The sequence below is a fragment of the Paraburkholderia sp. PGU19 genome (genome assembly GCF_013426915.1).
Classification (GTDB): domain Bacteria; phylum Pseudomonadota; class Gammaproteobacteria; order Burkholderiales; family Burkholderiaceae; genus Paraburkholderia.
Window position 1 is genome coordinate 2,322,466 of record NZ_AP023179.1, and the last position, 23,641, is coordinate 2,346,106.

A 23,641-nucleotide genomic window follows, 5' to 3' on the forward strand; every position below is an offset into this window, starting at 1 on the left:
CGCGGATCGACACCGTGCGACGCACCGAAACGACACTGCGCAATCCACCGCAACCCTAGCGAACAGGACTGAAGCCCATGACGATCCGCGCGCTGCATGTCGCAAGCGAGCTGTATCCCCTTCTGAAAACGGGCGGCCTCGCCGATGTCGCGGGCGCGCTGCCGCCCGCGCTGATCGAGCTGGGCGCCGACGCGCGCGTGCTGCTGCCCGGCTTCCCCGCTGTAGTGGCCGGGCTGTCGGACCTGCAGCCCGTCGCGCGGATCGGCGATCGCTTCGGCGCGTCGAACGTCACGCTGGAGCGCGGCACGCTGAGCGCGAACGGCCTCGTCGTCTACGTGATCCGCGCGCGGACGCTGTATGACCGCGAGGGCAATCCGTATCTCGACGCCGAACACGTGCCGTATGGCGACAACGCTCAACGCTTCGCGATGCTCGGCTGGACGGCCGCGCAGATCGCGCAGCATCTCGACCCCGCATGGGCGCCGCAGATCGTCCACGCGCACGACTGGCACGCGGGGCTCGCGCCCGCCTATCTGAAAGCGGCTGAACGCGAGCACGGCAAGCCCGCCGCGCGCACCGTGTTCACCGTCCACAACCTCGCGTATCAGGGCGTCTTCCCGTCGCATCAGTTCGGCCAGCTCGGGCTGCCCGCCGACTTCTTCAATATGAGCGGCGTCGAGTTCTACGGACAGATGTCGTTCCTGAAGGCGGGCCTGTTCTACAGCGACCGCATCACGACCGTCAGCCCGACCTACGCACGCGAAATCCAGACGCTCGCGCAAGGCGGCGGCCTGGACGGGCTGCTGAGCCAGCGCTCGCACGACCTGTCGGGCATTCTGAACGGCGTCGACTACACGATCTGGCAGCCGACCACCGACTCGCTGATCGCTGCGCACTACACGGACACGCGCCTTGCCGGCAAGCGTGCGTGCAAGACGGCGCTGCAGGAACGCTTTCATCTCGCGCCGAAAAGCGACGCGCTGCTGTTCGGCGTCGTGAGCCGGCTGACTGAACAGAAGGGCCTCGATCTGCTGCTCGCGGCGCTGCCCGAAATCATCAAGCGCGGCGGCCAACTGGTCGTGTTCGGCACGGGCGACCCGGCGCTCGAAAACGGCTTGCAGCTCGTCGCGCAGGCGCATCCCGAAAGCGTCGCCGTCGAACTCGGCTTCGACGAAACGCTCGCGCATCAGATCGTCGCGGGCAGCGACGTGATTGCCGTGCCGTCGCGTTTCGAGCCGTGCGGCCTGACGCAGCTCTATGCGCTCGCGTATGGATCGCTGCCGCTCGTGCATCGCGTGGGCGGTCTCGCCGATACGGTCGTCGACGCGTCGCTGGAAAACATCGCCGACGATCTGGCAACCGGCTTCGTGTTCGAGCGCTTCGAGCCGGAAGCGCTCACGGCCGCGATCCGCCGCGCATTCGCGCTGTACGCGCGGCGCACCGACTGGAAAGCCACGCAGCGCCGCGCAATGCGCCAGGACTTCGGCTGGGGCGCGTCGGCGGAACGCTATCTCGCGCTGTACCGCGAGCTGGTGTGAGCGCGTCAGTGGATCAGCGGATAAGTGGATAGGCGCGCCGCATGATCTTGCGCAACATCGGCTTGCGCATTGATGGTTCGACGCAACACGACGGGGCCGGATCGATTCCGGCTCGCGAAAACTCATGTATCTTGTGATGAACAGGGCGTGACGCGTCCTGTCGGCGACGCGCTGTCGCGCATCGCCGTTCGTTGTTCGCCGCGCCAAAGCGGTGCATCGAAGCTGCCCATCCGTTGCGCATCTTTCTTCCGGCGCCCTTCCCGCGCCGTATCGGTTCGACATGAAAAACGTTCTGAGCATCCAGTCGCACGTCGTATTCGGGCACGCGGGCAATAGCGCCTCGGTGTTCCCGATGCGGCGTCTTGGCGTCAATGTGTGGCCGCTCAACACGGTGCAGTTCTCGAACCATACGCAGTACGGCCATTGGGAAGGCAGCGCGATCGATGCATCGCAGATGCTTGCGCTGGTCGAAGGGATTGGCGCGATCGGCGTGCTGCCGCGCTGCGACGCCGTGCTGTCTGGCTATCTCGGCGCGCCCGAGCAGGCGCAGTCGGTGATCGAGATCGTGCGCGCCGTGAAGTCGGCGAATCCACATGCACGCTATTTCTGCGACCCGGTGATGGGCACGACAACGGGCTGCCGCGTCGAGCCGGGCATCCAGGAGTTTCTGGTCCGGACGATGCCCGAAGTGTCCGACGTGATGTGTCCGAACCACAGTGAGCTGCAGCGGCTCGTGGGGCGCGAGATCGAGACCGTCGAGGAAGCCGTCGCGGCGTGCCGCGAGGTGATGGAGCGCGGACCGAAGATGATGCTCGTCAAGCATCTGCTCGACCGCAACAGTCTCGCGGACCGCTTCAACATGCTCGTCGTCACCGAGCGCGAAGCGTGGATGGGGCAACGGCCGCTCTATCCGTTCGCGCGGCAGCCCGTCGGGGTCGGCGATCTGACGAGCGCGGTGTTCGTCGCGCGCACGCTGCTCGGCGACTCGGTGCGCAGCGCGTTCGAACATACGGTCGCCGCCGTGAATGCCGTCGTGCACGCGACGTGGGACGCCGGGCGTTATGAGCTGGAGATCATCGCCGCGCAGGATGAAATCGCCCGTCCGCGGGAATGGTTCGATGCGTGGGTGGTGGAGTCGGCTTAGGCAGCAGACTTAAGGCAACGGGCACAAGAAACGCCTCCGTCAGCCTGACGTCCTATAATGCGTGCCGCGCGTAAAAACGCGCGGCATTTTTTATTGGCACTGGTTGACTGGCAAGAGAGGCACAGATGGACGGCACGATCCGCAGCGAACGTGAAGAGCAGTTTGAAGAGTTGTGCATCAGCGTCGACGCAGACGAGACGCACGAGCAGGAAGCGATCGAATTCTTCGAAGCGCAATTCGGCGAAGCGGATTTCGATGCCGCGCAATGGCTCGATATTGCGCTGTACTATTCGCCCGCCGTCGCGCGCGGCATCGTCGATATGGTCACGCCCGACGACAAGGCGCGCAGCAACATCGCCCAGGTGATCGCCGACAATCTCGACATCTCGTACGGCGAAGACGAGTGCCAACAGTTCGCGGAAACGATCCAGTTCGCGCTCGCCAATGGCATTCCCGTCGATCTCGACGTGGTGCTCGACGGTTGTCACCGCGCGATCGACGACCTCGATACGTGGGCCGAAGACGACGTGAAGGAACCGCTGCTACGTCTGCGCGAAGAACTGTTGCGCATGCAGGGCGAGCAGTGAACGCCCGGCATTAGACCATACCCGCACACACCTGCGCGCAGCGCTATCAGCATCACGCGCTGCGCGATTCGAACGTGCCCGATCAGGCGGCACGACACGCGCATCACGCGGCCCTCCTCCGCGCTCTCCTGCTCGACGTCCCCCTTCATCTTCGCAGCCGACGCTTAAAAACGTGCGGCGACGCTGTGCTGAAATGCGCATCCAACATGCCGCGAACTGCCAAGACGCGCGCATATTGGCTTTCTATATTCGCGCCACGGATCGGCTGCAGCACGCGGGTTGCGCGACATTCCCGGTCCGTCGGCAGACGGCGCGCAGTGATTTTGGCTTTGGTGTTTTCCAGCATTGCCTTGCACACTGCATCGTCCGTAATCTCGTCCGTGTTTTAAGTCCGTGCATTGTTTGCATACACATCGAAGGAGACCTGTCGACACACTGCATCGCGCAATCCGACCGGCAGCGCCGCGCTTTCGAATCACGCGCGGCGCGCACTGCAAGCCGGCTGTTTTTCCCATCCCTGTCTGCCGATGTAAGGAGAAACCATGAGCTTTTGCAAGACGCTGAACCCGTTTGCCGTGATGTTGGGCGCTGCGCTGTCCATCGCGCCGCTCGCCAGTTTCGCCGCCGACGAAACGCCCGTGAAAATCGGTTTCGCCGCGCCGATGACGGGCGCCAACGCAGGCTACGGCAAAGACCTGCAGAACGGCGTGCGGCTTGCCCTCGAGGAAGCCAACGCGCAGAAGATCAAGATTGGCGACAAGGTCGCACGCTTCGATCTCGTGTCCGAGGACGATCAGGCCGACCCGCGCATCGGCGTGCAGGCCGCGCAGAAACTGGTGGACCAGAACGTGTCGGGCATCGTCGGCCATTTCAATTCGGGCACGACGATTCCCGCTTCGCAGATCTATGAGCAGGCGGGCATTCCGATGATCGACCCTGCCGCGACGAACCCGACCATCACGAATCGTGGCTTTGCGAACACGTTCATGGTGATTTCGACCGACGCGCAAAACGCCGGCAACGCGGGCACGTACGCGGTGAAAACGACCAAGGCCAAGCGCATTGCGATCATCGACGACCGCACGGCATTCGGCCAGGGCGAAGCGGACGAGTTCGAGAAGGCGGTGAAGGCGGCGGGCGGCAACATCGTGGCGCGCGAGTTCACGAGCAACACGGCTGTCGACTTCAGCACGCAGCTCACGAAGATCAAGTCGACCAATGCCGATCTGATTTTCTTCGGCGGGCTCGATACGCAGGCGGCTGCGATTGCGAAGAAGATGAAGCAGTTGGGGATGACGGCGCAGTTGCTGGGTGGTGGCGGTGTCGAAGACCCTGAGTTCATCAAGCTTGCCGGCGATGCAGCCGAAGGCGCGATGGCGTGGGAGTATGGCCGTCCGCTTGCACAACTGCCGGGTGGCAAGGACTTCTCGGCGAAGTTCAAGAAGCGGTTTGGCGATGACATTCTGTCGTATGCGCCGTTCGGGTATGACGCGGCGTGGGCCGTGATCAAGGCGATGGAGACGGCGAAGTCGACGGACCCGAAGGTTTATCGCTCGGCGCTGAAGTCGATCAGTTTTGAAGGGGTGACGGGGACGATTTCGTTTGATGCCACTGGGGCGCTGAAGAGTGCGGCTTCTACTCTTTATCAGGTTAAGAATGGGGTTTGGGTGCCTGTTGTCACGAAGAGTGGGGTTTAAGGTTTAGGTTTTTGGTTTTTGTTTTTGGTTTTGGTTTTGGTTTTGCCAGCGGGCGCTATGTCTTGGATTGCATGGCGCTTTGCTGGCATTCGCCGGTTGAGCTTTCGCGGCGCTGGCGTTGTCGGGTGGTGTTTTGGCTTTGAGCTGGCATCCGCGATTTGTTAGCGTGCTTCAGGCGTCGCCCCTGTGCGGGGCGGCACCTACTTTTCTTTGCCGCCGCAAAGAAAAGTAGGGGCGGTTTCAAAGACCAAGTGCAACAGCGGGGTTGATTTCGATTCCCTGTTTCTTGCAGTTTTCAATAAAGGCTTGCGCAGGCGTTCTCCAGCCGAGAGTCTTGCGTGGACGGGTGTTCATCTCGATAGCAATCAGGTCAAGCTGACGCTGTGAGAGCACGGACAGGTCCGCGCCTTTGGGCAGGTACTGGCGCAACAGACCGTTGGTGTTCTCACAGATACCGCGCTGCCACGGGCTGTGTGGATCGCAGAAGTAGATGCGGATGCCCGTCGCTTTGGCCAGTTCCTTGTGCAGTGCCATCTCCTTGCCCTGATCGTAGGTCAGCGTCTTGAGCAGTTGCGGGTCAAGCGGCGCGAACGCCGCGCTGTAGGCCCGCAACGCCTCTTCCGCTGTGCTGCCATCCATTTTGACCAGCATCAGGAACAGTGTGCTGCGATCGATCAGCGTGCCCACCGCCGAGCGGTTTGCTGCACCCTTGATGAGATCGCCTTCCCAGTGTCCGGTAATCAACCGCTCGTTTGCCTCGGGCGGACGCACGTGGATGCTGACCATGTCGGTGAGCTTGCCTCGTCGGTCTTCACCGTGCGAGCGGGGTCTGCGCGTGCTGCGCCCCCGTCTGAGAAGCGCGATCAGCTCGCGTTTAAGCTCGCCCCGAGGCATTGCGTAGATGGCGTGATAGATGGTTTCGTGAGATACGTTCAGGGTGGGCTCGTCCGGATGCGCCAGCTTCAGTTGCGCACTGATCTGCTCGGGTGAATGGTGTTTGCTCAACAGTTCGCGCACTTGCGGCCACAGCGCTCCGTCGATGTGCAGTTTGCGCTCCCGCCGTGGCTTGCGCCGCAGTCTGCCTGCCCGCAAACCCGCACGTCTTGAATTGTAGCCGCCTGCGATCGCAGGGCGTCCCATCACAGAGCGCTCGTGGGCCGGTTTCCAGTCATTGCGCCTCAGTTCACGACTGATCGTACTTGGTGAGCGCAAAAGAGCACGCGCGATCTCGCGCGTGCTCTTGGCCTCAAGCTTCATTGTAAAGATCACACCGCGCTCTTCGGCGCTCAGATGTTCGTAGTTCTTTCCCATGCAACGTATCCTAAACGGAAGTGTTGCACTTGCATCTTGAAACCGCCAGGCAAAAGAAAGCGGCTAACACCGCCAATTCTTCTTCCTGCCTGAGGGCCCCCACAGGGTCTTACACTTCACACGGCAACGCGCCAGTTCGCGTGCGTTGCCAACGTGCTCTCTGTACGCCTCACCCGCTCCATGCGCCCGCGTCGCGGCACGCCGCGCCAGACAGTCCGCCGCCGCCCAGGTGGCAAACTGTGTGTCGGCTTTCGCGCCATACACGCATCACTCCGGACTGGGTAGCAAGGTGGGTGTTTCTGGTAAGAGCACTAACCTGTGCGGTGCGACAACCTACACACAGTTTGCCACCTGGGCGGCACATACCAGTCGATGCCGCTGGCATTGGTGCGGGAGTTTGAGGCGGGTGAGGCGTCGATTCAGAGCGTTGGCAACGCAGGCAAACAAGGACGCCGCCGTGTGAAGCGTAAGACCCTTTGGGGGCCCTCAGGCAAGAAGAAATGCTGGCGGTGTGAGCCGCTTTCTTTTGCCTACTTTTCTTTGCGGCGGCAAAGAAAAGTAGGTGCCGCCCCGCACAGGGGCAACGCGTGAAGCTAGATAACGCATCGCGGATGCCAGCGACAAACACCAGCAAACCAACCCAGCGTCGCAGACAACAAAAAAAACAAAAAACCCCTACCGTGCTCTCACAACAATCTGCGCCAACGCATCCCTCTCAATCTTAACGAGCGAAGCCCGAGCCAGGGCAAACTCATCAGCACTACACACCTGACGCCCAAACCGCGCGCGCAAACGCCGCGAAATCTGCACAACCCGCGTAGCGGAATCAAACACATACCGCGACTCATAGTCAAAAAACCGGTCCCGCACGACAACATCCTCCGGCATATCAGTAACGCGAACACTATCAGGCAACGCAATCTGCGCGACCTCATCAAAATCGCCGCCAATACAGACCCACGGCTGCGTCCGCTCCGGCTCGGCGAGCCAGGCCTGCACCTGCGTCGCGATCCCGCCCGACAAACTCGTCAACGCAGGCAACGCCGTCGTGCCATCAGGCCAGGTGAAGTGCTCGAGCGAACCTTGCATGGAAGTCGTAAACGGCCCCATGGTCGGCGTCACTTCGCCAGGCTGCATCCGTGCGATCCCATGCAACCCCGTCTGCCGCAAGCGATCCGCGGCAATCGACTGCCAGCGCTGCCGCGTCGCGCGCCGAAACACATTGCGCTCCAGCTCCGCCGACACCCCCACATCCTCGACGCGATACGTGAACGCCGCAGTGCCCGTCCGGTCGATATCGATCTCGAGCCGCACATTGCGCCCGCGTTCCTGCGTCGCGGGCGTGCGCGCGAGCACGCCATCGTCGACCAGCAACACCGGCCGGTCCATCGCGCCCGGCGGCAGATAACCGAAACCGACACCGCCCGCCGTCGTATCCGCATACAGGCGCAATGAAGGAATCCACGTGATCGCATGATTGATCGCGCTCGCTCCATAGCCCGGCACATCGGGCAGCGTATAGACAGGCCCGAGGTTGAGCAGCACAGCCTGACTGTCGATGCCGACGGCCGCGAGCATCGCGCCATACAGCGCGACGTGGTCCTTGCAGTCGCCATAGCGGTTGCGCAGGATATCGCTCGCCCTGTGCGGCACGGCAGCCGTCTCGCCAAGAAACAGCGCGACATAGCGAATGTTCAGGCGCACCCAGTCGTACAGAATCTGCGCCTTCGCACGCGGATCGTCAGTCTGCGCCGTCAGCGCCTGCGCAAGCTGCGCAATGGCAGGATCGCGCCACGTCGGGTCCAGCGCCGCCGTCCGATAGCGTTCGGCAAACGATGCGAAGTCGCGCGTCGTCGACACCATCAGCCGGTCGCCCCATGTCGCATAGCCGACGGCGCCCGACTCGATGGGCGCATACGGCCCATGCCGATACTCGAACGTGTAACGCGTGCGGCCGTTCTCCGTCACGGGCGGCAACGCGACGTAGCCGCGCGCATCGGCGTACAGCGGAATGTCGGCGGGCAAGTCGAAGATCAGTTGCTGCATGTCGACGGGGCCGCGCGTCGGCTCGACGAAATAAGCGAACGTGCCGCCTTGCAACGGCAGCGCGCGCGTTTTGCGAAACGCCAGATGCACGCGCGAGCCCGGCTCGACGCCCGGAAAGATCACCGTGCGCAACACGCCGTCCTGGAAGGTCGGTGCGCCCGCCGAACGCGGCTCCTGCACGTCGCGAATGCCGTCCGGTCCAACCGGATGCACGACGCCGTTGGGATCGATCGTTTCCGCCGCGAGCAGCTGCACCTGCTCGATATCCTTGTTGAACCACACGTAACGCTGCGCGATATCGTCGACGCCGCTCGTCGTGTTCGCGCGCAGCACCGTATCGTCGTGTTCCTCGATCGAGCCGTCCTTTTGCACGACGAACAGATGCACGTCGCGCTCGATCGTCGACGGCGGAATGTCGTCGGCTGCGACGCGTTCCTGTGCGTGCGCGGCGCCCGCGCCGTATGCGCAGACGATCAGCGGCAACAAGGCCGCCGCGCGCAAGCGGTGTGCGCGCCGGCTCATGCGTCACGCACCCTGTGGCGATGCACGGCGAGGTTCACGTGCACGCCGCGCTGCATGCGCCACGCACGCGGGCTCATGCCGAATTCAACGCGAAACGCGTGATTGAAATTGGACACGTCGTTGAAGCCGCTATCGAGCGCGATATCGACGATCTTCGTATCCTCGTCGGCAAGACGCAGCGCCGCATGGCGCAGGCGCGCGCGCAGCACGTATTGATGCGGCGTCACGCCCGTGACGCGCTCGAACGTGCGCAGAAAGTAGAAATCGGACAGCCCGCACATCTGCGCGAGACTCGCGAGCGTATGCGGCGCATCGGGCGTTTCGTCGATCAGGCGCACGGCCTGCGTGACGCGTGACCATGCGGACGCGCTCGTCGTCACAGCATGAGGTTTCGCATCCGCCTGCGTCGCGCGCAGCGTGGCCCCGGCCAGTTCGACGGCGAGTTCATCCCATGCCGTTCCGGACGCGCGGTCCGTCGCCCCGGCGCACGCCCGCGCGATCAGGCCGGAAAACGCGCGCATCGGCGGCATGCGGCCATGCCGGAAGGATGTATCGGAACGAGAAAAACCCGCATCGGCGGCGAGTTGCTCGAAGTACGCCGGCTGATAGTGAAACGACACGCAACGGTCGCCGGGTGCATGCCGATGCCCGCATTCAAAGCACTCGCCCGCATTGCCCAGCAAAAGCGAACCCGGCGTGAGCAACTCGCGCCCCGCCGCCGACCGGTAGCCGAACGCGCCCGCCGCCACGATCGCAATGCAGACGCCCGCGTGCCGCTCCTCGAACGGCCTGTCACGCGGACCGAAGGTGCACAGCACGTCCATCGCCGACCAGCCGTCGCCCGCGGCAAGCGCGCGCATCTGCGTGTTGCCGGGCGCGCCGAGCGTGTCGCGGCGTGCCAGCGCGGCTTCGAGATCGACGGCAATTTTTCCCAAGATGTCACCTCGGCAGGTCCGTATGCTCGTTTTATCACAACGGCGGCAGGCGCGGCGCGACGCGTTCGCCACCCTTTTCAACCCGCTTCAGCATACGGAGCAACCCGCAATGAATGCATTGGATCACGGTCCCGCTGCCGGGTTTCACGCAGCACTCGACGCGCCCGGTCGCGCGGCTGACATCGCTGCCGCCGACGACCTCTACGGCTGGCTCATCGGCAGTTGGGACATGGACGTGCTGCACTATCGCGTCGACGTGCGCGAGCGGCATCTGACGGGCGAAATTCACTTCGGCTGGGCGCTCGAAGGGCGCGCGGTACAGGACGTCTGGATCATGCCGCGCCGCGCGGATCGCGGCACACGAAGCGACAGCGGCCTCGACATGTACGGCACGACGCTGCGCGTATGGGACCCGTCGATCGAAGCGTGGCGCGTCACCTACATCAACCCGGCGAGCGGACAGCGCGACGAACTGGTCGGCCGCAAAATCGGCCGCGATATCGTGCAGATCGGCACGCATGCGAACGGCACGCCGATCCGCTGGAACTTTACGGACATCACCGACGATTCGTTCCGCTGGACAGGCGTCGCGCTTGCGGCCGATGGCATCACGTGGAATCTGGAAGGCGAATTCATCGCGCGGCGCAGGCGCGGCTAGCGCGTTTGCAGCGGGCCGCGCGCACGGCCTAGGCCTGCCGCAATGCCGCGCCCTCGTCCTTCGACAGCTTCACGAAGAAGAACAGCGAGCACAGCACGGCCACGCCGACGACGAAGAACGCGGGCGAGAAATCGCGCGCGGTGAGATGCGCGGCGCTGCCGCCATGCAGATGCGCGGTCAGCGCGAGCAGCGACGCGCCGAACGCGACGCCGAGGCTCACCGAGAGCTGCTGCGCCATGCCGGAGAGCGCCGTCGCGCGGCTCATCTTCGGCTTCGGCATGTCGGAGTAGCCGAGCGTGTTGAGCGTGACCATCGCGAGCGAATTGAACAGGCCGCCCACCAGCAGCGTGCAGAAGATCAGCAGATGCGGCGTGCTGGGCTTGAACAGCCCATAGCAGGCATAGAAGCAGCCCGTCATGCAGGTCGCGGCGATCAGCAGCGTGCGAAAGCCGATGCGCTGAATCGCCTTGGTCATTACGCCGCGCACCGCAAGCGAACCGACGGCCGTCGCGACGCTCAGCGATCCCGACGTGAGCGGCGACAGGCCGAAGCCCAGTTGCAGCATCAACGGCATCAGGAACGGCGATGCGCCAATGCCGATGCGCAGCGGCATGCCGCCGAGCACGGCCGTCCGGTACGCCTTGTAGCGCAACAGCAAGGGATCGATGATGGCATCGACGTGACGGCGGCTATACAGCAAATACAGCAGCATCGACAGCGTGCCCGTGCCCGTGAACGCGAACGTCACCCATTGCGGTACGAGCCCGCGGCCGGCCGTATCCAGCCCGCCGACAAGACCCACGAGACCCGTCGACAGCAGCACGAAGCCGGGCAGATCGAAACGCTCGACGATGCGCTCATGCGTGTCGTCGATGAAGGCGAGAGCGCACAGCACGCCGATCACGCCAAACGGCACGTTCAGCAGAAATATCCAGCGCCACGACGTGATCGTCACCACCACGCCGCCGAGCAGCGGACCGGCCAGCCGCCCCACCGCACCCGGTACCGTGAACCACACCATCGCGGCGACCATCCGCGCGGGCGGCACGCTGCGCAGCAGGATCAACCGGCCGACGGGCACCATCATCGCGCCGCCCATGCCCTGCAGTACGCGGAACACGACGAGCTGCGGCAGCGACGTCGCGATCCCGCACAGCGCCGAAGCGAGAGAAAACAGCCCGATTGCCGAACAGAACACGCGGCGCGCGCCGAAGCGGTCGGCAAGCCAGCCGCTCGCCGGCAGGAACACGGCGAGGCTGAGCAGATAGGAGGTGATCGCGAGATTCAGATGCAGCGCCTCGACGCCGAGCGAACGCGCGATGGAGGGCAGCGCGGTCGCCATGATCGACGTATCGAGGTTTTGCAGGAACAGCGGACAGGCAACGATCAGCGGAATGATGCGGGCGCGGTCGGTCATCCCGTTCTTTTACCGCAAAACAGCCGCCGATGGCGAGTCCGGCGGCACGCCCGGTGTTACGGATTGTTGCGCTCGCTACGGCCTGACGAGGCACGCCTCATGCGCGCCGTGCCCGTCAGCGTGTGCCTTCTTCGAGCGCGCGCCGCAACGAAAGCGCGATGCCACGCGCCGCGAGCGTCACTTCATCGAGCGATGGGAACGACGGTGCGATGCGCAGGTGCCGGTCTTCGTCGTCGAGTCCATAGGGATACGCGGCGCCCGCCGGCGTCAGCACGAGACCCGCCTCGGCCGCGAGCGCCACCGTGCGTTTCGCATAGCCCTTCGGCGCGTACAGGCTGATGAAATAGCCGCCTTCTGGACGATTCCACGACACGCCGGGAATATCGGCGAGCAGCGCTTCGAATGTGGCGACGACCGCGTCGAACTTCGGCTGCAGCAGCGCGCGATGCTTCGTCATCAGCCGTTCGAGCCCTTCGCGGTCGCGCAGGAAACGCACGTGCCGCAGTTGGTTCAGCTTGTCCGGACCGATCGTGCGCACGCCCATATGCTTTTGCCACCAGCCGATATTGCGCTGCGACGCCGCGAGAAACGCGATGCCGCCGCCCGCCACCGTGACCTTCGACAGCGACGCGAACACCAGCGCGCGGTCCGCATGCCCCGCCCGTTCGCACAGTTCGACGATGTTGGGCGTGTTACGCGGCGTGTCCGTCAGATGATGAAAACGGTACGCGTCGTCCCAGAAGAGACGGAAGTCGCTCGCGGCAGCGGGCAGCGCGGCGAGTCGATCGACCGTTTCGCGCGACCAGATCGCGCCGCTCGGGTTGCTGTAGAGCGGCATGCACCAGATGCCCTTGATCGAAGCGTCGCTTTTGACATGCGCTTCCACGGCGTCCATGTCGGGGCCGTCCTGCGTCATCGGCACGGGAATCATGCGGATGCCGAGCGCCTCGCAGATCGCAAAATGCCGGTCGTAGCCAGGCACGGGGCACAGGAACGCCACTTCGCCCTGTTTGCTCCACGGCGTGTGCCCCGGCATACCGTGCAGCATCGCGAACGCAAGCGCATCGTGCATCAGTTCGAGGCTCGAGTTGCCCGCCGCGACCACTTGCGCCGCATCGACATCCAGCAGTTGCGCACCGAACTCGCGCGCCTCGGGCAAGCCCAGCAAGTGCCCGTAGTTGCGGCAATCGATGCCGTCGCGCGACACGTAACCGGCCGTGCCCGCTTCGTCGAGCAGCGCGCGCGACAGGTCGAGTTGCTCAGGCGACGGCTTGCCGCGCGACATGTCGAGCCGCATCGCAAGCTGCCGGAATTCGTCGTAAGTGGAAGGCGTCGCCATGATGTCCCCGGATGAGTGCGCTCGCGTTAGGTATCGAGCACAGTGTGTAAAGCCAGTATGCCGCCGCCCATGAGTTCAGACAAACGCGTTATATTGAACATTTCGATCAATATTTCTGATACGCACTTCAAGGGGATGCAAGCGGATGAAAGCCCTCGATCTCGATGTGCTCGCGATGTTCGTCGCCATCGCCGACACCGGTAGCTTCGTGCGCGGCGCGGCGCTCGTGCATCGCTCGCAGTCCGCGCTGAGCATGCAGATCCGTTCGCTCGAAACCGCGCTCGGCAAGCCGCTGTTCGTGCGCGGCCCGCGCAGCGTGACGCTCACGCAGGACGGACAGGTGATGCTCGGCTACGCGCGCCGCATGCTCGCGCTGCGCGACGAAGCGTGGGCATCCGTCGTGCATCCCGACGTGAAAGGCCGCGTCGCGATCGGCGTACCGGACGATTACGCGTCGTCGCTGCTGCCGTCCGTGCTGCGCAACTTCTCGGCGACCTATCCGAAGGTCGAGATCCAGGTGGTCGGCCTGCCGAGCAACGCGCTCGAACCGCTGCTGAAGGACAACAAGATCGACCTCGCATGCGTGACGCGCGTGAAGGGCCTGGCGGGCGAATTCATCCGGCTCGAGCCGATGGTGTGGGCGGGCACATCCACGGCGGGACGCGAAGTGTGGAAGGAACGCCCGCTGCCTATCGCGCTGTTCGGCGTCGGCAGCGTCGCGCGCGCGAAGGCGATTCAGACGCTGGAGCGCGCGAAGATCACCTATCGCACGTCGTATGAAAGCCCGAGTCTGATGGGCCTGTTCAGCATGGTCGACGCGGGTCTCGCGGTCGCGCCGCTCGCGCGCTGCGCGGTGCCCGAGCGCTTCGTCACGCTCGGCCGCCAGCATGGGCTGCCGAAGCTGCCCGAACTGGAGATCATCCTCGCGCGCAGTGCGCGCTCGAACCGGCCGCCGTGCGACTATCTGGCCGAGCAGATCCTCTGCGAACTGCGCGACTGATCCGACCGCCGCGCGAACGGGCGCTTCACATCGCCGCCATCAACCGTTGCCGCGCCGCGCGATAAGCAACGCTGTGCACGCCCGAATCCCGCGCCGCGTCCAGCAGGCCGTCGCGTGCCTGCGTGCTAGGGCCATCGTCGGGAAGCCATGCGTCGATGCCGGCCTGCACGTCACGCTGCCCGGCCGCGCTCCGCGTACGCAGATGCGCGTCAGCGAGCATGCGCTCTTCCCACACCATCAGATGCGCGAGCCGCGCGTAGCGGCTCGCGCCCGCTGCGCACGACGGCTCGAAATGCGTCTGCGCGATCCATTCAGGGAACTGCTCGCCCGACATCGGACGCGCGATCCCGTAGCCCTGCGCGAGATCGACGCCAAAGACCCGCAGCGCGTCGAGCAGCTCAGGGTCTTCGACGCCCTCCACCACCACCGCCTTGCCGAGCGCCTGCCCGAGCCGCGTCAGATGATGAATGAACGGCAGCACGTCGGCGGCGTCGTGATCGTGCAGATCCGCGATGCTGCGATCGATCTTCAGGCAATCGAACGGCAGCTCGCGCAGCCGGCTCAGGCTGCTGTGTCCCGTGCCCAGATCGTCCTGCGCGAGGTCGACTCCGAGCGTCTTGTAGCCCGCGATCTGCTGATCGAGCTCGACGCCCTGCGGCAGCGCGCCGGACTCCAGGATTTCGAGCATCAGCTCGCCCGTCTCGCAGCCGAATTCATCGAATGCAGCGCGCGTCGCGTCGAAGTAGCGCGGATCGCAGAGCGCGGTAGGTGGCAGATTGACGGACACGACGATGTCGATACCGATACGCCGCCATGCGTTGCGCTGCGTCAGCACCTGCGCGAGGCCGCGCCTATACAGCTCGAGATGGTCGTCGTTGCCCAGCGACGGCAGAAACTGGCCTGGCGCGAACAGTACATCGCCGTCGCGCAGCCGCGCGAGCGCTTCGACCTTCGTCACGCGGCCGGCGCGCAGGTCGAGCAGCGGCTGATAGTGCATGCACAACGCGTCCTCGCGCAGCATCTCGGCCCATCGCTGATGCGCGGCGCGCGGCGCCACACCGGATTCGGTTGAAATGGATCTGCTCATAAATGGATTTGCCGAAAGGTTGGGGAGGCGTTTGCGCTGATCACCACGCGCATGGCGGGATCGACAAGCCGAGAGCATTGATAGGGAATGCCAGGCGATCATGAATCTATCCCCTGCGATGAACGCGCCAGATCGAAGACGCTGACCAATATCAATGCCTTCGTCGGACACAGTGCCGACAATCTCTTCATCGGCTAGCTCATGGTCGACGGGGCGAGCGCATCACACTCCACAGTGCGCGACGTCTCTTCGGGCTCCGCAGTTCCCCGGCTGCGGAGCCCCTTTTTTTTGAATGGCCAGGAACACGCTCTGCCTGCGGAGCGCGCGCCAGCAAACTAGCGGAGCGCCTCGTTGAAGTGACCGACTTCGGCGGCAATCGTCGAGTGATAGCGCTCGGGCAAGCCACTCCTGCGCGGTTCGTTCAACACCCTCCTGATGCGTGCGTCGAACTCGGCCTTGACCTCGGCTCGCGTCGCCGGCATCAAACTGGCGAGAATCGCCTCCAGCAACTCACCGGACACGATCAGCCGCGCGCCATACTGGATCAACGCATCGCTTTGCAGCGACGAAAGTTGCGTGAGCAGATCGACAGACGAGTCGGCGCTCTTGCCGTCGTCGCCACATGCGGCACGATGAGTGGAAGATGCTTGCATTGATATTTCCCTGGAGTTCAAAACGATTCCCAATCGCCATCGGCAGACACGGCCTCTTTTGCCGCTACGGACTTCCCAGCCGGTTCGACGCGGCGTGCCGCTGCCTGGGCGTGCTTCGCCGCGGCGACGGGCGCGCGCACGGCGCGCGGCAGCGTCACGGCAGGCGTGGCGCTGGGCGCATCGGCAAGTCTGAAGACGGTGATCGCGCCCGTCATCTGCATGGCCTGCTCTTCGAGTGCCTGCGCGGCCGCCGCCGACTGCTCGACGAGCGCCGCGTTCTGCTGCGTGACCGTGTCGATCTGGCTGATCGCCTGGCTCATCTGCTCGATGCCTTGACTCTGTTCTTCCGACGCCGCAGAAATTTCGCCCACAATATCTGACACCTGCTTGATCGCGCGCATCACCTGGCCCATCGTCGAGCCGACTTCTTCGGCCTGGCGCGAGCCGTCCTTGACGAGTGCCGTCGACGATTCGATCAGATCCTTGATCTCCTTCGCGGCCGACGACGAACGTTGCGCGAGCGAGCGCACTTCACCCGCGACGACAGCGAAGCCGCGCCCCTGCTCGCCCGCGCGGGCCGCTTCGACGGCTGCATTCAGGGCGAGGATGTTGGTCTGGAACGCGATGCCTTCGATCAGCGTCGTGATATCGGCGATCTTCGCGGAGCTCTCGCTGATGTTGCCGATCGTGCGCATCATCGCCTGCACCGCGTCGTTGCTCGCATCAGCCATCGAGCGTGCGTTGGCCGACAGCGAATTGGCCTGGCGCGCGTTGTCGGCGTTCTGCTTGACCGTTTCGGCCAGCTCCGTCATCGTCGCGGCCGTCTCTTCGACGGATGCCGCCTGCTCTTCCGTGCGCGACGACAGTTCCATGTTGCCCGCCGCGATCTCGCGCGAGGCCACTGTCACCGAGTCGCTCGACGTCTTGATGCGGCACACGGTGTCCGCAAGCTGGCCGCTCATGCGCCTCATGGCGTCGAGCAGCGAGCCGAATTCGCCTGTTGCGTCGACGGTGATCGGACGGTCCAGGCGGCCGTCAGCGATGTTGTTGGCGATGTCGACGGAGCGGTTCAACGGGCGCGTGATCGCCTTCGACAGATACACCGTCGCACCGAGACACACGAGCGCGCTCGACGCCAGCATGCCCAGCGCGATCCAGAACATCTGCTTCGACGAACGCTCGCTATCGCTCGTGAAGTCTCTGGCCTGCGCCTGGTTCAGGTCCATGTCCTGCTGGACCAGCGCATTGAGCGCCTCGGACACGCGCAGCACGGAACTGCGCTGGAACTCGATAGCGCCCGCCACATCGCCCTTCTCGATCTGCGCGACCTCCTGATCGATCAGTGACTTGAACGTGCTGGCCTGAGCGTGAATCCTGTCGGCGATTGTCTGCTCATCGCCACTGCTGATACCGCCCGAATAGTATTGCGCCCAGCACGAGTCCATTGCGGCCTGCAGTTCGCGCACGCGCCGCAGGTTGTCCTTGTCCTGCGTGACGAGCGTCTGCCACAGCAGACGGCGGATTTCGATCTCGTGAATGCGAAACATGGCGAGCTGAGTGACGGGAACCAGATTGCCCGTGTAGGCGATCTGCATGTTGTCACTCATCGTTTTGACAGCACGCATGCCATACAGCGCGTTGCCAACCAGTAACACGGTACACACGGCAAAGGCCGCGATGATCCTGAAGCGGATCGTTTGAAAAAACTGAGTCATTCCATTCTGCCGGATGATGGCGCTCGGGCAGTTCATCTGCCGCGCCTCGCGATTGAAGAAGAAGACGGCTCGCGCGCGCATCGCGCTGCCATCGCGGAACGCGTCTTCGTCAGGTCGCGTTCTCATGTCGATCGAGCCGCAACGAACGACACGCGTCATTCGGGGCTACTGTCCACTGTGATCGTAAGGATGGCCGGGCATGCGGGCAATGATGGAAGTCAATATCAAGATGAGCGAAAATCTTTTTTTGACTATATTAAGGATGCCTTGTTATTAAATTCATACGTTTTTTGCGCGGTAATTTCAAAAAAATAGCGCAGCAAATCGACATGTCGGCTCTAACCCGCAGTCACGTTTTCTACATTAACCAAGGATCAGATTGCGTATTGCATCACGCCGCCTCGAAACGGATCTGTCGTCCATTCCCTACACGATGCTTCCCCGCCCTACGCGCGATTCAACCGAACACCCATTTTATTTTGAGACAGCGCGGGCAACACTCTCGATCAGGAATTTGACGTAAGCGCTACGGACACACCACACAGGTTGTATTGCGATGCCACCCCGTTCGGATCGCACCGCCTGATCGTAGCCACGTCGCCTTGCGTGCGAGGAAACCATGAAAGCTGACGATGTTTTTTCGGAGATACGCGAAGTCAATCTGGCGTATCTGATGCTGGCTCAACGCCTCGCGCGCAGGAATCCCATCGAGGCACAGGTGCGTCTTGGGATGTCGGCACAACTCACGGCCATCATCGGTGGCCTGTCCGCCGCGCAGATCGTGCGACTCGCCGATTCGGACGTGCTGCTGTGCCGTGCCGGAATCCATGAGCGATCGGTGCTGAGCGCGCTCAATGACAGCCTCGGCCGGCATGACATGCAGCCGATGCACGCCGCGATGCTGCTCGCGCAATTGCCTGCGAGGACGCTGTGATGACCGCGCTTGCTTCGCTGAGGGCCGTTGTCGCGCGTGCGGACCCGGGGCAACGCCGCCTTCTCGACGACGTCAACGAGACGCTGCTCGCCATCGAACTGTTCGAACTCGGCGCGCGGCTGCAGGTCACGCAAGCCGAGACGACGCTGTCGCGTGACCGTCTGATTCGCCTCTACAAGGAATTGCACCGCGAATCGCCGCCCAAAGGCATGTTGCCGTTTTCCGCCGACTGGTACGTGACGTGGCTGCCGAACATCCACGCGTCGCTGTTTCATGCGTTGTACCGGTCGATCTCCGCGCAGGGCGACATCAGGCGGATCGCGGCGATCATCGCGGCGTACCGGCTCTATCGCGAGTACGTCTCGCCAGACACGGAGCCTGTGTTGAGCTTTACCCGCGCGTGGACGCTCGTGAAATTCGTCGAGCACGACATGCTGCATCTGAGAACGTGCGGCTGCTGCAAGGGAAACTTCCTCGTGCTCGCCTACGAACTGGAACCCGGCTACATCTGCGGACTGTGCAAGCCGCCCTCGCGTGCCGGGAAAACAGGCCGCCCTGCCAGAGTTGAATAAAGGCCCCGTCCCGCACGACGTGACGAACCCCGAGCGCAGACACCTACGGCGCGCAGGGCATGTTTCTAGTTACTGGAGATTCAAAAGTTGGACCACAACGAAACGCTTAAGGAAATACGTGAGGTCAATCTGTCATTTCTCTCTCTCGCGCAGCGGCTTGCACGCATCGATGGCCCGAGGGCCATGCGTCTGCTCAGAATCGATGAGGAATCGGTGAATGAGATTGCGCGCTTGCCGCCCGAACAGATCGCCAGGCTCGCCGCGACGAACATGCTTTTCTGCCGCTTTGCGCTCGACGACTGCGCGTTGCTTGCGTCGCTCGTTCACGGCGCTCAGCGCGGTGTGGAGCGGCAGACGGACGAGCCGCTCGCGGCGTGAACAACCATCCCGGGTTGCATGCGCCCCATACGAATCTGCCGTAGAACGGGCCAGCACTCACGGGCAACTTCCAAATTTGAGAACGTCGTTTCCAGCCGCACGCATTGATAGTTATCCTATTCGACATATGATTGTCTACGAGCATTCGTGAGGATAGTCCGACGCGGCCCGCGTGCAATGGTCACATTGCTGCGCAGGATTGCACGCATGAGGCGCTCGCTCGAACGCGAGCCTGGCGCCACGGGAACACGCAGCACAAGTCACCGTACACACCACGACACGACCCGCAACACGCCTGGGCGGGTATACGCGATGCAGCAACCCGACGATTTGAACCAGAACATGAACACTGCTGCATCGCCATCCGGCCTGAGCCCGCGCACGGCATCGATAACACTCGCCGTCTTCATGGCGGGCGTGCTCGCGGCCTCCTTCACGTCCTGTCTCACGCTGCGATGGACCACGGTCGTCGCGGGCGCAACGGTACTCGCATGCGCGGTCGCATGCATCGTGTGGTCGCGCCGCCAGGAACAGCTGAGCCTCACCCACCCAAAACCGTTCGACGACAATGCGCCCTGCGCCCCGCCCGTTCAAACCTTCGACGAAGCGCGCCTGACGGCCATCATCCGTTCGTCACGCGAAGCAATCGTAACGATCGACGCAATGCAGCGCATCGTCCTGATGAACCCGATGGCGGAGGAACTGCTCGGTTGCGATGCGGCGAAGGTCATAGGCGGTCCGCTCTCGCGCTTCATCCCCGAACGGTTTCGCATCGCACATGCGATGCACGTCGAGCATTTCGGTGCGACGAGCGGGTCCGACCGGCGCATGGGCAGCCAGCGCGTGCTGTATGCGTTGCGCGCCGACGGTCGCGAGTTCCCGATCGAGGCGTCCATCTCGCAAAGCCAGTATGGCAACGAGAAGCTCTACACCGTGATGCTGCGCGACATCACCGGGCGCATGCGCGCCGAAGAAGCGCTCAGGCAGTCGCGCGAGGACCTGCGCGAACTGTCGGCGAACCTGCAACGTGTGCGCGAGGAAGAAAAGGCGCACATCGCGCGCGAATTGCACGACGATCTCGGGCAATCGCTGACTGCGCTGAAAATGGACCTGTCGGTGATCGGGCATGCGCTGGAAAGCGAGGGGATCGACAACGCCTACGTGCACGAGCGGCTGCAAGCGATGGCGCGCGTGATCGACGCGACGGTTGCGTCCGTGCGGCGGATCGCGGCAAACCAGCGGCCCGCAATGCTCGACGATCTCGGCCTCGTCGCGGCGATCGACTGGCTCGCCGACGATTTCTCCCAACGCTATGGCATCCGCGTCGCACGCCGGCTCGAAGTCGGATCGGCGGCGTTTTCGCACGGCGCGGCGACGGCGATTTTCCGCATCGTCCAGGAAGCGCTGACGAATGTCGCGAAGCATGCACAAGCGTCGCTCGTCACGCTCGCGATGCGGGTCGACGGCGAGCACTGCACGCTCGACATCGTCGACGACGGCCGCGGCCTGCCCGCCGTCGAACATGCGCGCGATCCGCGCACGGGCAGGAACTTCGGGCTGCTCGGCATTCGCGAGCGGGTCCATATGCTCGGCGGCACGCTATCGACGGGCGGGCCCGGCCACGGCTTCAACCTGTCCATCACATTTCCGCTCGACGCATTGCAATCTGAAGAGACGCAGCCATGATCCGCATTCTCATCGCCGACGACCACGCGCTGATACGCGAAGGTCTGCGCCACATCCTGAAAGGCTCACCCGAGTTCGAAGTGGCCGGCGAAGCCGCGGACGCGCCCAGCACGATCGCGCTCGCGCGCTCGACGGATGCGCACATCCTGATCCTCGACCTGTCGATGCCGGGGCGCAACGGCGTCGAAATGATCCCGCAGATCAAGGCGACCAATCCCGGGCTCCACATCCTCGTGCTGACGATGCACGGCGAACATCAGTACGCGGTGCGCGCGTTCAAGGCGGGCGCGTCCGGCTACCTGACGAAGGAAAGCGCGAGCAGCGAGCTGGTGAGCGCGCTGACGAAGATCGCGGGCGGCGGCGTCTATATGAGCCTTTCGATGGCCGAGCGCTTCGCGCGCAACCTGCACGAGCCGCTCGAGATGCTGCCCCATCAACGCCTGAGCGACCGCGAGTTCGACGTGTTCCGCCGCATCACCGCAGGCCAGACGATCGGCGAGATCGCCACGCAGTTGTGCGTCAGCACCAAGACGATCAGCACCTACAAGGCACGCATCCTCGACAAGATGCAGATGCCGCATGGCGCGGCGCTGGTGCGCTATGCGATGCGCCACAAGCTGTTCGACGACAGCGACGAGCCCTGAACGAGTCCTGCGTAGGCTGCACCCTACACACACTCCGATTGACTGACCGCAGTTTCATTCGCCGCTGATTCAATTTTGAGACAGCACCCAACATACTTTCGGTATTGACATTGCGTGCCGTGCTGTCCAGCTGCAGCGACGCGGACGCCGTACGACACCATTTCATCGCGCGTGCATCATGGCCCGCACGCGCATTCCCGAAAGGAGGCCACCATGCTACTTGCCGACGCACCGACGATCACGCCCTCGCCGTTCACACAGGCAACCGACTTCGTGCGCAGGTTCCAGCCGGGCAGCACGCAGCATCCCGTGCCGCGCTGCTCGCAATGTGCGATCAGCCCGCTCTGCAATCCTGGCGAACTGAGCGCCGAGGAGCTCGCGCAAGTCGATTTGCTGGTTCAGGAAGTGCGCACCGTGCAGCGCGGCGCGAGTCTCTATCGCGCGAACGATCCGTTTCACAACGTCTACATCCTGCGCAGCGGCTCGTTCAAGACGGTCGTCATGCATCGCGAAGGACGCGAACAGGTGACGGGCTTTCAGATCGCCGGGGAAATGCTAGGACTTGACGGGATCGTCGGCGGGCAGCATCTGTGCGGCGCCATCGCGCTCGAGCGCAGCACCGTCTGTGTGATTCCGTTCGAGTCGCTCGAAGACCTGTGCCGCGAGATCAAGCCGATGCAGCGGCATCTGCACAGGGTCATGAGCCGCGAGATCGTCCGCGAATCGAACATGATCATGCTGCTCGGCACGATGCGCGCCGAGCAGCGTGTCGCGGCGTTCCTGCTGAATCTCGCCGACCGCTACGGCACGCGCGGCTATTCCGCCACGGAGTTCAACATGCGCATGACGCGCAGTGAGATCGGCAGCTACATGGGCATCACGCTCGAAACGGCGAGCCGCATGTTCTCCAGGCTGCATCAGGAAAGGCTCGTACAGGCGCGCGGCAAGCAGATTCGCATTCTGGACAGCGGCGCGCTCGCGCGGCTGTGACACGTCATGCGATACAGGCTGCTACGCTACGCGTTCATCCCTCTTCGCCCAGTTGCACGAGCAATGCGTGCAACCGCTCCGTGTGACGCAGCAGCATGTTCCGATGCTTGTCGATCTGTTCGAGGCGACCGGCCAGATCCGCGTGAATGGGATCATCGAGCTCGGCGGCCGACAGCACGTCTTCGACTTTGGAACGCACCGATGCGAACTCGACGGTCGGATGCGTCAGCGAGCGCTCGAAGCGCCGCACTTCCTGCACGGCGAGGTCGCGTACCTTGCGGAAATACGCCTGGCGCCGATGCAGTTCGGCCTCGGCGACTTCGTCTTCCGGACGGCGCTGCGGCTGCTGTCCGAAAATCGGCTCCGGTGGACGCAGCACCGATTTTTTGCGTACCGGATGCGCCGTGCCGCGAAAACGCGCGAGCGGCGTTTCGTTGTCGATCGCTTCACGCGCATTGTCCGGCACGTCCGCGGGTTCGTGCGGCGCATCCATCCAGCCGGCGGGCAGCCCCGTCACGGATTCGACGCCGCGCACGAATTCCTCGCTGAAGTCGCGCTGGGCGGCGAGCATCAGCTTCAGATACGACGCCGAAAACGTCATCATCCGCGCAAGCCGCGTGACCGCGCCGACCTCCCGCGTCAGCAACGCCAGATTGGCCCGCCAGATGGGAAGCAGGGATTCGTCGGAATATTCCATCGCTGGGTCTTCCTTCATCAGTCTTGCTGCTAAGCCTGCGTTGATCGGGCCACACGCACCGCAACGCGCATGCCCGGGCGCCGCGTCCGAC

At 63.7% G+C, this 23,641-nt stretch carries 23 protein-coding genes; 13 read left to right on the plus strand and 10 right to left on the minus strand.

Translation table 11 applies throughout. From position 1 onward, the window contains the following. Positions 1-77 precede the first annotated feature (77 nt). The 3 genes from glgA to H1204_RS10595 all read left to right on the plus strand — a co-directional run bounded on the left by glgA (position 78) and on the right by H1204_RS10595 (position 3,269). Positions 78-1,538: a glycogen synthase GlgA gene (gene glgA, locus H1204_RS10585; protein WP_180728265.1), complete on the plus strand. Its 1,461-nt coding sequence runs from the start codon at positions 78-80 to the stop codon at positions 1,536-1,538. Between the two features lie 280 nt (positions 1,539-1,818). Then, positions 1,819-2,682, plus strand: a complete 864-nt coding sequence (pdxY, locus tag H1204_RS10590) for a pyridoxal kinase PdxY (RefSeq protein WP_180728266.1) — start codon at positions 1,819-1,821, stop codon at positions 2,680-2,682. Positions 2,683-2,807: 125 nt separating this feature from the next. After that, complete coding sequence (locus tag H1204_RS10595; protein WP_180728267.1) at positions 2,808-3,269, plus strand: hypothetical protein; 462 nt, start codon at positions 2,808-2,810, stop codon at positions 3,267-3,269. Positions 3,270-3,414: 145 nt separating this feature from the next. On the opposite strand, the gene H1204_RS10600 is transcribed toward H1204_RS10595, so the two are convergent. Beyond that, on the minus strand, positions 3,415-3,615 hold the full coding sequence (locus tag H1204_RS10600) for a hypothetical protein (RefSeq protein ID WP_180728268.1): 201 nt from the start codon (positions 3,613-3,615) through the stop codon (positions 3,415-3,417). A gap of 196 nt (positions 3,616-3,811) precedes the next feature. On the opposite strand from H1204_RS10600, the gene H1204_RS10605 reads away from it, so the two are divergent. Then, positions 3,812-4,966, plus strand: a complete 1,155-nt coding sequence (locus H1204_RS10605; protein ID WP_180728269.1) for a branched-chain amino acid ABC transporter substrate-binding protein — start codon at positions 3,812-3,814, stop codon at positions 4,964-4,966. 240 nt (positions 4,967-5,206) lie between these two features. On the opposite strand, the gene H1204_RS10610 is transcribed toward H1204_RS10605, so the two are convergent. The 3 genes from H1204_RS10610 to H1204_RS10620 form a co-directional block, all read right to left on the minus strand. Beyond that, complete coding sequence (locus tag H1204_RS10610; RefSeq protein ID WP_180728270.1) at positions 5,207-6,277, minus strand: IS30 family transposase; 1,071 nt, start codon at positions 6,275-6,277, stop codon at positions 5,207-5,209. A 675-nt stretch (positions 6,278-6,952) separates the two neighbouring features. Beyond that, complete coding sequence (locus H1204_RS10615; RefSeq protein ID WP_180728271.1) at positions 6,953-8,845, minus strand: DUF3857 domain-containing protein; 1,893 nt, start codon at positions 8,843-8,845, stop codon at positions 6,953-6,955. Beyond that, positions 8,842-9,780 carry an AraC family transcriptional regulator gene (locus H1204_RS10620; protein ID WP_180728272.1) on the minus strand — a complete coding sequence of 313 codons (939 nt, stop codon included), beginning with the start codon at positions 9,778-9,780 and terminating at the stop codon, positions 8,842-8,844. The genes H1204_RS10615 and H1204_RS10620 overlap by 4 nt, the downstream gene beginning before the upstream one ends. Before the next feature lie 109 nt (positions 9,781-9,889). On the opposite strand from H1204_RS10620, the gene H1204_RS10625 reads away from it, so the two are divergent. Continuing rightward, positions 9,890-10,438 carry a hypothetical protein gene (locus H1204_RS10625; RefSeq protein WP_180728273.1) on the plus strand — a complete coding sequence of 183 codons (549 nt, stop codon included), beginning with the start codon at positions 9,890-9,892 and terminating at the stop codon, positions 10,436-10,438. 28 nt (positions 10,439-10,466) lie between these two features. Here H1204_RS10625 and H1204_RS10630 read toward each other — a convergent pair whose 3' ends face one another. Next, on the minus strand, positions 10,467-11,855 hold the full coding sequence (locus tag H1204_RS10630) for a DHA2 family efflux MFS transporter permease subunit (protein ID WP_180728274.1): 1,389 nt from the start codon (positions 11,853-11,855) through the stop codon (positions 10,467-10,469). 115 nt (positions 11,856-11,970) lie between these two features. Next, a complete protein-coding gene (locus H1204_RS10635; protein ID WP_180728275.1) occupies positions 11,971-13,194 on the minus strand; it encodes an aminotransferase class I/II-fold pyridoxal phosphate-dependent enzyme in 1,224 nt (407 codons plus the stop codon). A gap of 145 nt (positions 13,195-13,339) precedes the next feature. Between H1204_RS10635 and H1204_RS10640 the strand changes: the two genes are divergently transcribed. After that, complete coding sequence (locus H1204_RS10640) at positions 13,340-14,194, plus strand: LysR family transcriptional regulator (protein WP_180728276.1); 855 nt, start codon at positions 13,340-13,342, stop codon at positions 14,192-14,194. 25 nt (positions 14,195-14,219) lie between these two features. On the opposite strand, the gene H1204_RS10645 is transcribed toward H1204_RS10640, so the two are convergent. The 3 genes from H1204_RS10645 to H1204_RS10655 form a co-directional block, all read right to left on the minus strand. Beyond that, positions 14,220-15,281 carry an EAL domain-containing protein gene (locus tag H1204_RS10645; protein ID WP_180728277.1) on the minus strand — a complete coding sequence of 354 codons (1,062 nt, stop codon included), beginning with the start codon at positions 15,279-15,281 and terminating at the stop codon, positions 14,220-14,222. 335 nt (positions 15,282-15,616) lie between these two features. Beyond that, the gene (locus tag H1204_RS10650; protein WP_180728278.1) at positions 15,617-15,934 is read right to left on the minus strand and encodes a hypothetical protein; all 318 of its coding nucleotides are present in this window, start codon (positions 15,932-15,934) and stop codon (positions 15,617-15,619) included. 17 nt (positions 15,935-15,951) lie between these two features. Further along, positions 15,952-17,649, minus strand: coding sequence for a methyl-accepting chemotaxis protein (locus tag H1204_RS10655; protein ID WP_243468472.1), 1,698 nt, complete (start codon positions 17,647-17,649; stop codon positions 15,952-15,954). On the opposite strand from H1204_RS10655, the gene H1204_RS51255 reads away from it, so the two are divergent. From H1204_RS51255 to fnr, 7 genes are all read left to right on the plus strand, one after another. Beyond that, positions 17,632-17,964 (plus strand): hypothetical protein, encoded by a 333-nt coding sequence (locus H1204_RS51255; RefSeq protein WP_243468473.1) that lies wholly within the window; start codon positions 17,632-17,634, stop codon positions 17,962-17,964. The genes H1204_RS10655 and H1204_RS51255 overlap by 18 nt on opposite strands. A gap of 304 nt (positions 17,965-18,268) precedes the next feature. Continuing rightward, positions 18,269-18,583 (plus strand): flagellar transcriptional regulator FlhD, encoded by a 315-nt coding sequence (gene flhD, locus H1204_RS10660; protein WP_180728280.1) that lies wholly within the window; start codon positions 18,269-18,271, stop codon positions 18,581-18,583. Continuing rightward, positions 18,583-19,155 (plus strand): flagellar transcriptional regulator FlhC, encoded by a 573-nt coding sequence (gene flhC, locus H1204_RS10665; RefSeq protein ID WP_180728281.1) that lies wholly within the window; start codon positions 18,583-18,585, stop codon positions 19,153-19,155. Before flhD ends, flhC begins: the two co-directional genes overlap by 1 nt. An 87-nt stretch (positions 19,156-19,242) precedes the next feature. Further along, on the plus strand, positions 19,243-19,533 hold the full coding sequence (locus tag H1204_RS10670) for a flagellar transcriptional regulator FlhD (RefSeq protein WP_180728282.1): 291 nt from the start codon (positions 19,243-19,245) through the stop codon (positions 19,531-19,533). 342 nt (positions 19,534-19,875) lie between these two features. Further along, complete coding sequence (locus tag H1204_RS10675) at positions 19,876-21,219, plus strand: PAS domain-containing sensor histidine kinase (RefSeq protein WP_180728283.1); 1,344 nt, start codon at positions 19,876-19,878, stop codon at positions 21,217-21,219. After that, positions 21,216-21,863 (plus strand): response regulator transcription factor, encoded by a 648-nt coding sequence (locus tag H1204_RS10680; RefSeq protein WP_180728284.1) that lies wholly within the window; start codon positions 21,216-21,218, stop codon positions 21,861-21,863. The genes H1204_RS10675 and H1204_RS10680 overlap by 4 nt, the downstream gene beginning before the upstream one ends. A 213-nt stretch (positions 21,864-22,076) precedes the next feature. Beyond that, the gene (gene fnr, locus H1204_RS10685; protein WP_180728285.1) at positions 22,077-22,853 is read left to right on the plus strand and encodes a fumarate/nitrate reduction transcriptional regulator Fnr; all 777 of its coding nucleotides are present in this window, start codon (positions 22,077-22,079) and stop codon (positions 22,851-22,853) included. A 34-nt stretch (positions 22,854-22,887) separates the two neighbouring features. Here the strand turns inward: fnr and H1204_RS10690 are convergent, their stop codons facing one another. Then, the gene (locus H1204_RS10690; protein ID WP_180728286.1) at positions 22,888-23,550 is read right to left on the minus strand and encodes a hypothetical protein; all 663 of its coding nucleotides are present in this window, start codon (positions 23,548-23,550) and stop codon (positions 22,888-22,890) included. Positions 23,551-23,641: the final 91 nt, after the last annotated feature.

Excerpts from the sequence above, each read along its gene's own strand:
- H1204_RS10595 (WP_180728267.1), top strand. The coding sequence starts at position 2,808 with ATGGACGGCACGATCCGCAGCGAACGTGAAGAGCAGTTTGAAGAGTTG.
- fnr (WP_180728285.1), top strand. The coding sequence starts at position 22,077 with ATGCTACTTGCCGACGCACCGACGATCACGCCCTCGCCGTTCACACAG.
- H1204_RS10625 (WP_180728273.1), top strand. The coding sequence starts at position 9,890 with ATGAATGCATTGGATCACGGTCCCGCTGCCGGGTTTCACGCAGCACTC.
- flhD (WP_180728280.1), top strand. The coding sequence starts at position 18,269 with ATGAAAGCTGACGATGTTTTTTCGGAGATACGCGAAGTCAATCTGGCG.
- flhC (WP_180728281.1), top strand. The coding sequence starts at position 18,583 with ATGACCGCGCTTGCTTCGCTGAGGGCCGTTGTCGCGCGTGCGGACCCG.
- H1204_RS10690 (WP_180728286.1), bottom strand. The coding sequence starts at position 23,550 with ATGGAATATTCCGACGAATCCCTGCTTCCCATCTGGCGGGCCAATCTG.
- H1204_RS10675 (WP_180728283.1), top strand. The coding sequence starts at position 19,876 with ATGAACACTGCTGCATCGCCATCCGGCCTGAGCCCGCGCACGGCATCG.
- H1204_RS10635 (WP_180728275.1), bottom strand. The coding sequence starts at position 13,194 with ATGGCGACGCCTTCCACTTACGACGAATTCCGGCAGCTTGCGATGCGG.
- H1204_RS10600 (WP_180728268.1), bottom strand. The coding sequence starts at position 3,615 with ATGCTGGAAAACACCAAAGCCAAAATCACTGCGCGCCGTCTGCCGACG.
- H1204_RS10615 (WP_180728271.1), bottom strand. The coding sequence starts at position 8,845 with ATGAGCCGGCGCGCACACCGCTTGCGCGCGGCGGCCTTGTTGCCGCTG.
- H1204_RS10680 (WP_180728284.1), top strand. The coding sequence starts at position 21,216 with ATGATCCGCATTCTCATCGCCGACGACCACGCGCTGATACGCGAAGGT.
- H1204_RS10655 (WP_243468472.1), bottom strand. The coding sequence starts at position 17,649 with ATGACTCAGTTTTTTCAAACGATCCGCTTCAGGATCATCGCGGCCTTT.
- H1204_RS10610 (WP_180728270.1), bottom strand. The coding sequence starts at position 6,277 with ATGGGAAAGAACTACGAACATCTGAGCGCCGAAGAGCGCGGTGTGATC.
- glgA (WP_180728265.1), top strand. The coding sequence starts at position 78 with ATGACGATCCGCGCGCTGCATGTCGCAAGCGAGCTGTATCCCCTTCTG.
- H1204_RS10650 (WP_180728278.1), bottom strand. The coding sequence starts at position 15,934 with ATGCAAGCATCTTCCACTCATCGTGCCGCATGTGGCGACGACGGCAAG.
- H1204_RS10640 (WP_180728276.1), top strand. The coding sequence starts at position 13,340 with ATGAAAGCCCTCGATCTCGATGTGCTCGCGATGTTCGTCGCCATCGCC.
- H1204_RS10630 (WP_180728274.1), bottom strand. The coding sequence starts at position 11,855 with ATGACCGACCGCGCCCGCATCATTCCGCTGATCGTTGCCTGTCCGCTG.
- pdxY (WP_180728266.1), top strand. The coding sequence starts at position 1,819 with ATGAAAAACGTTCTGAGCATCCAGTCGCACGTCGTATTCGGGCACGCG.
- H1204_RS10645 (WP_180728277.1), bottom strand. The coding sequence starts at position 15,281 with ATGAGCAGATCCATTTCAACCGAATCCGGTGTGGCGCCGCGCGCCGCG.
- H1204_RS10605 (WP_180728269.1), top strand. The coding sequence starts at position 3,812 with ATGAGCTTTTGCAAGACGCTGAACCCGTTTGCCGTGATGTTGGGCGCT.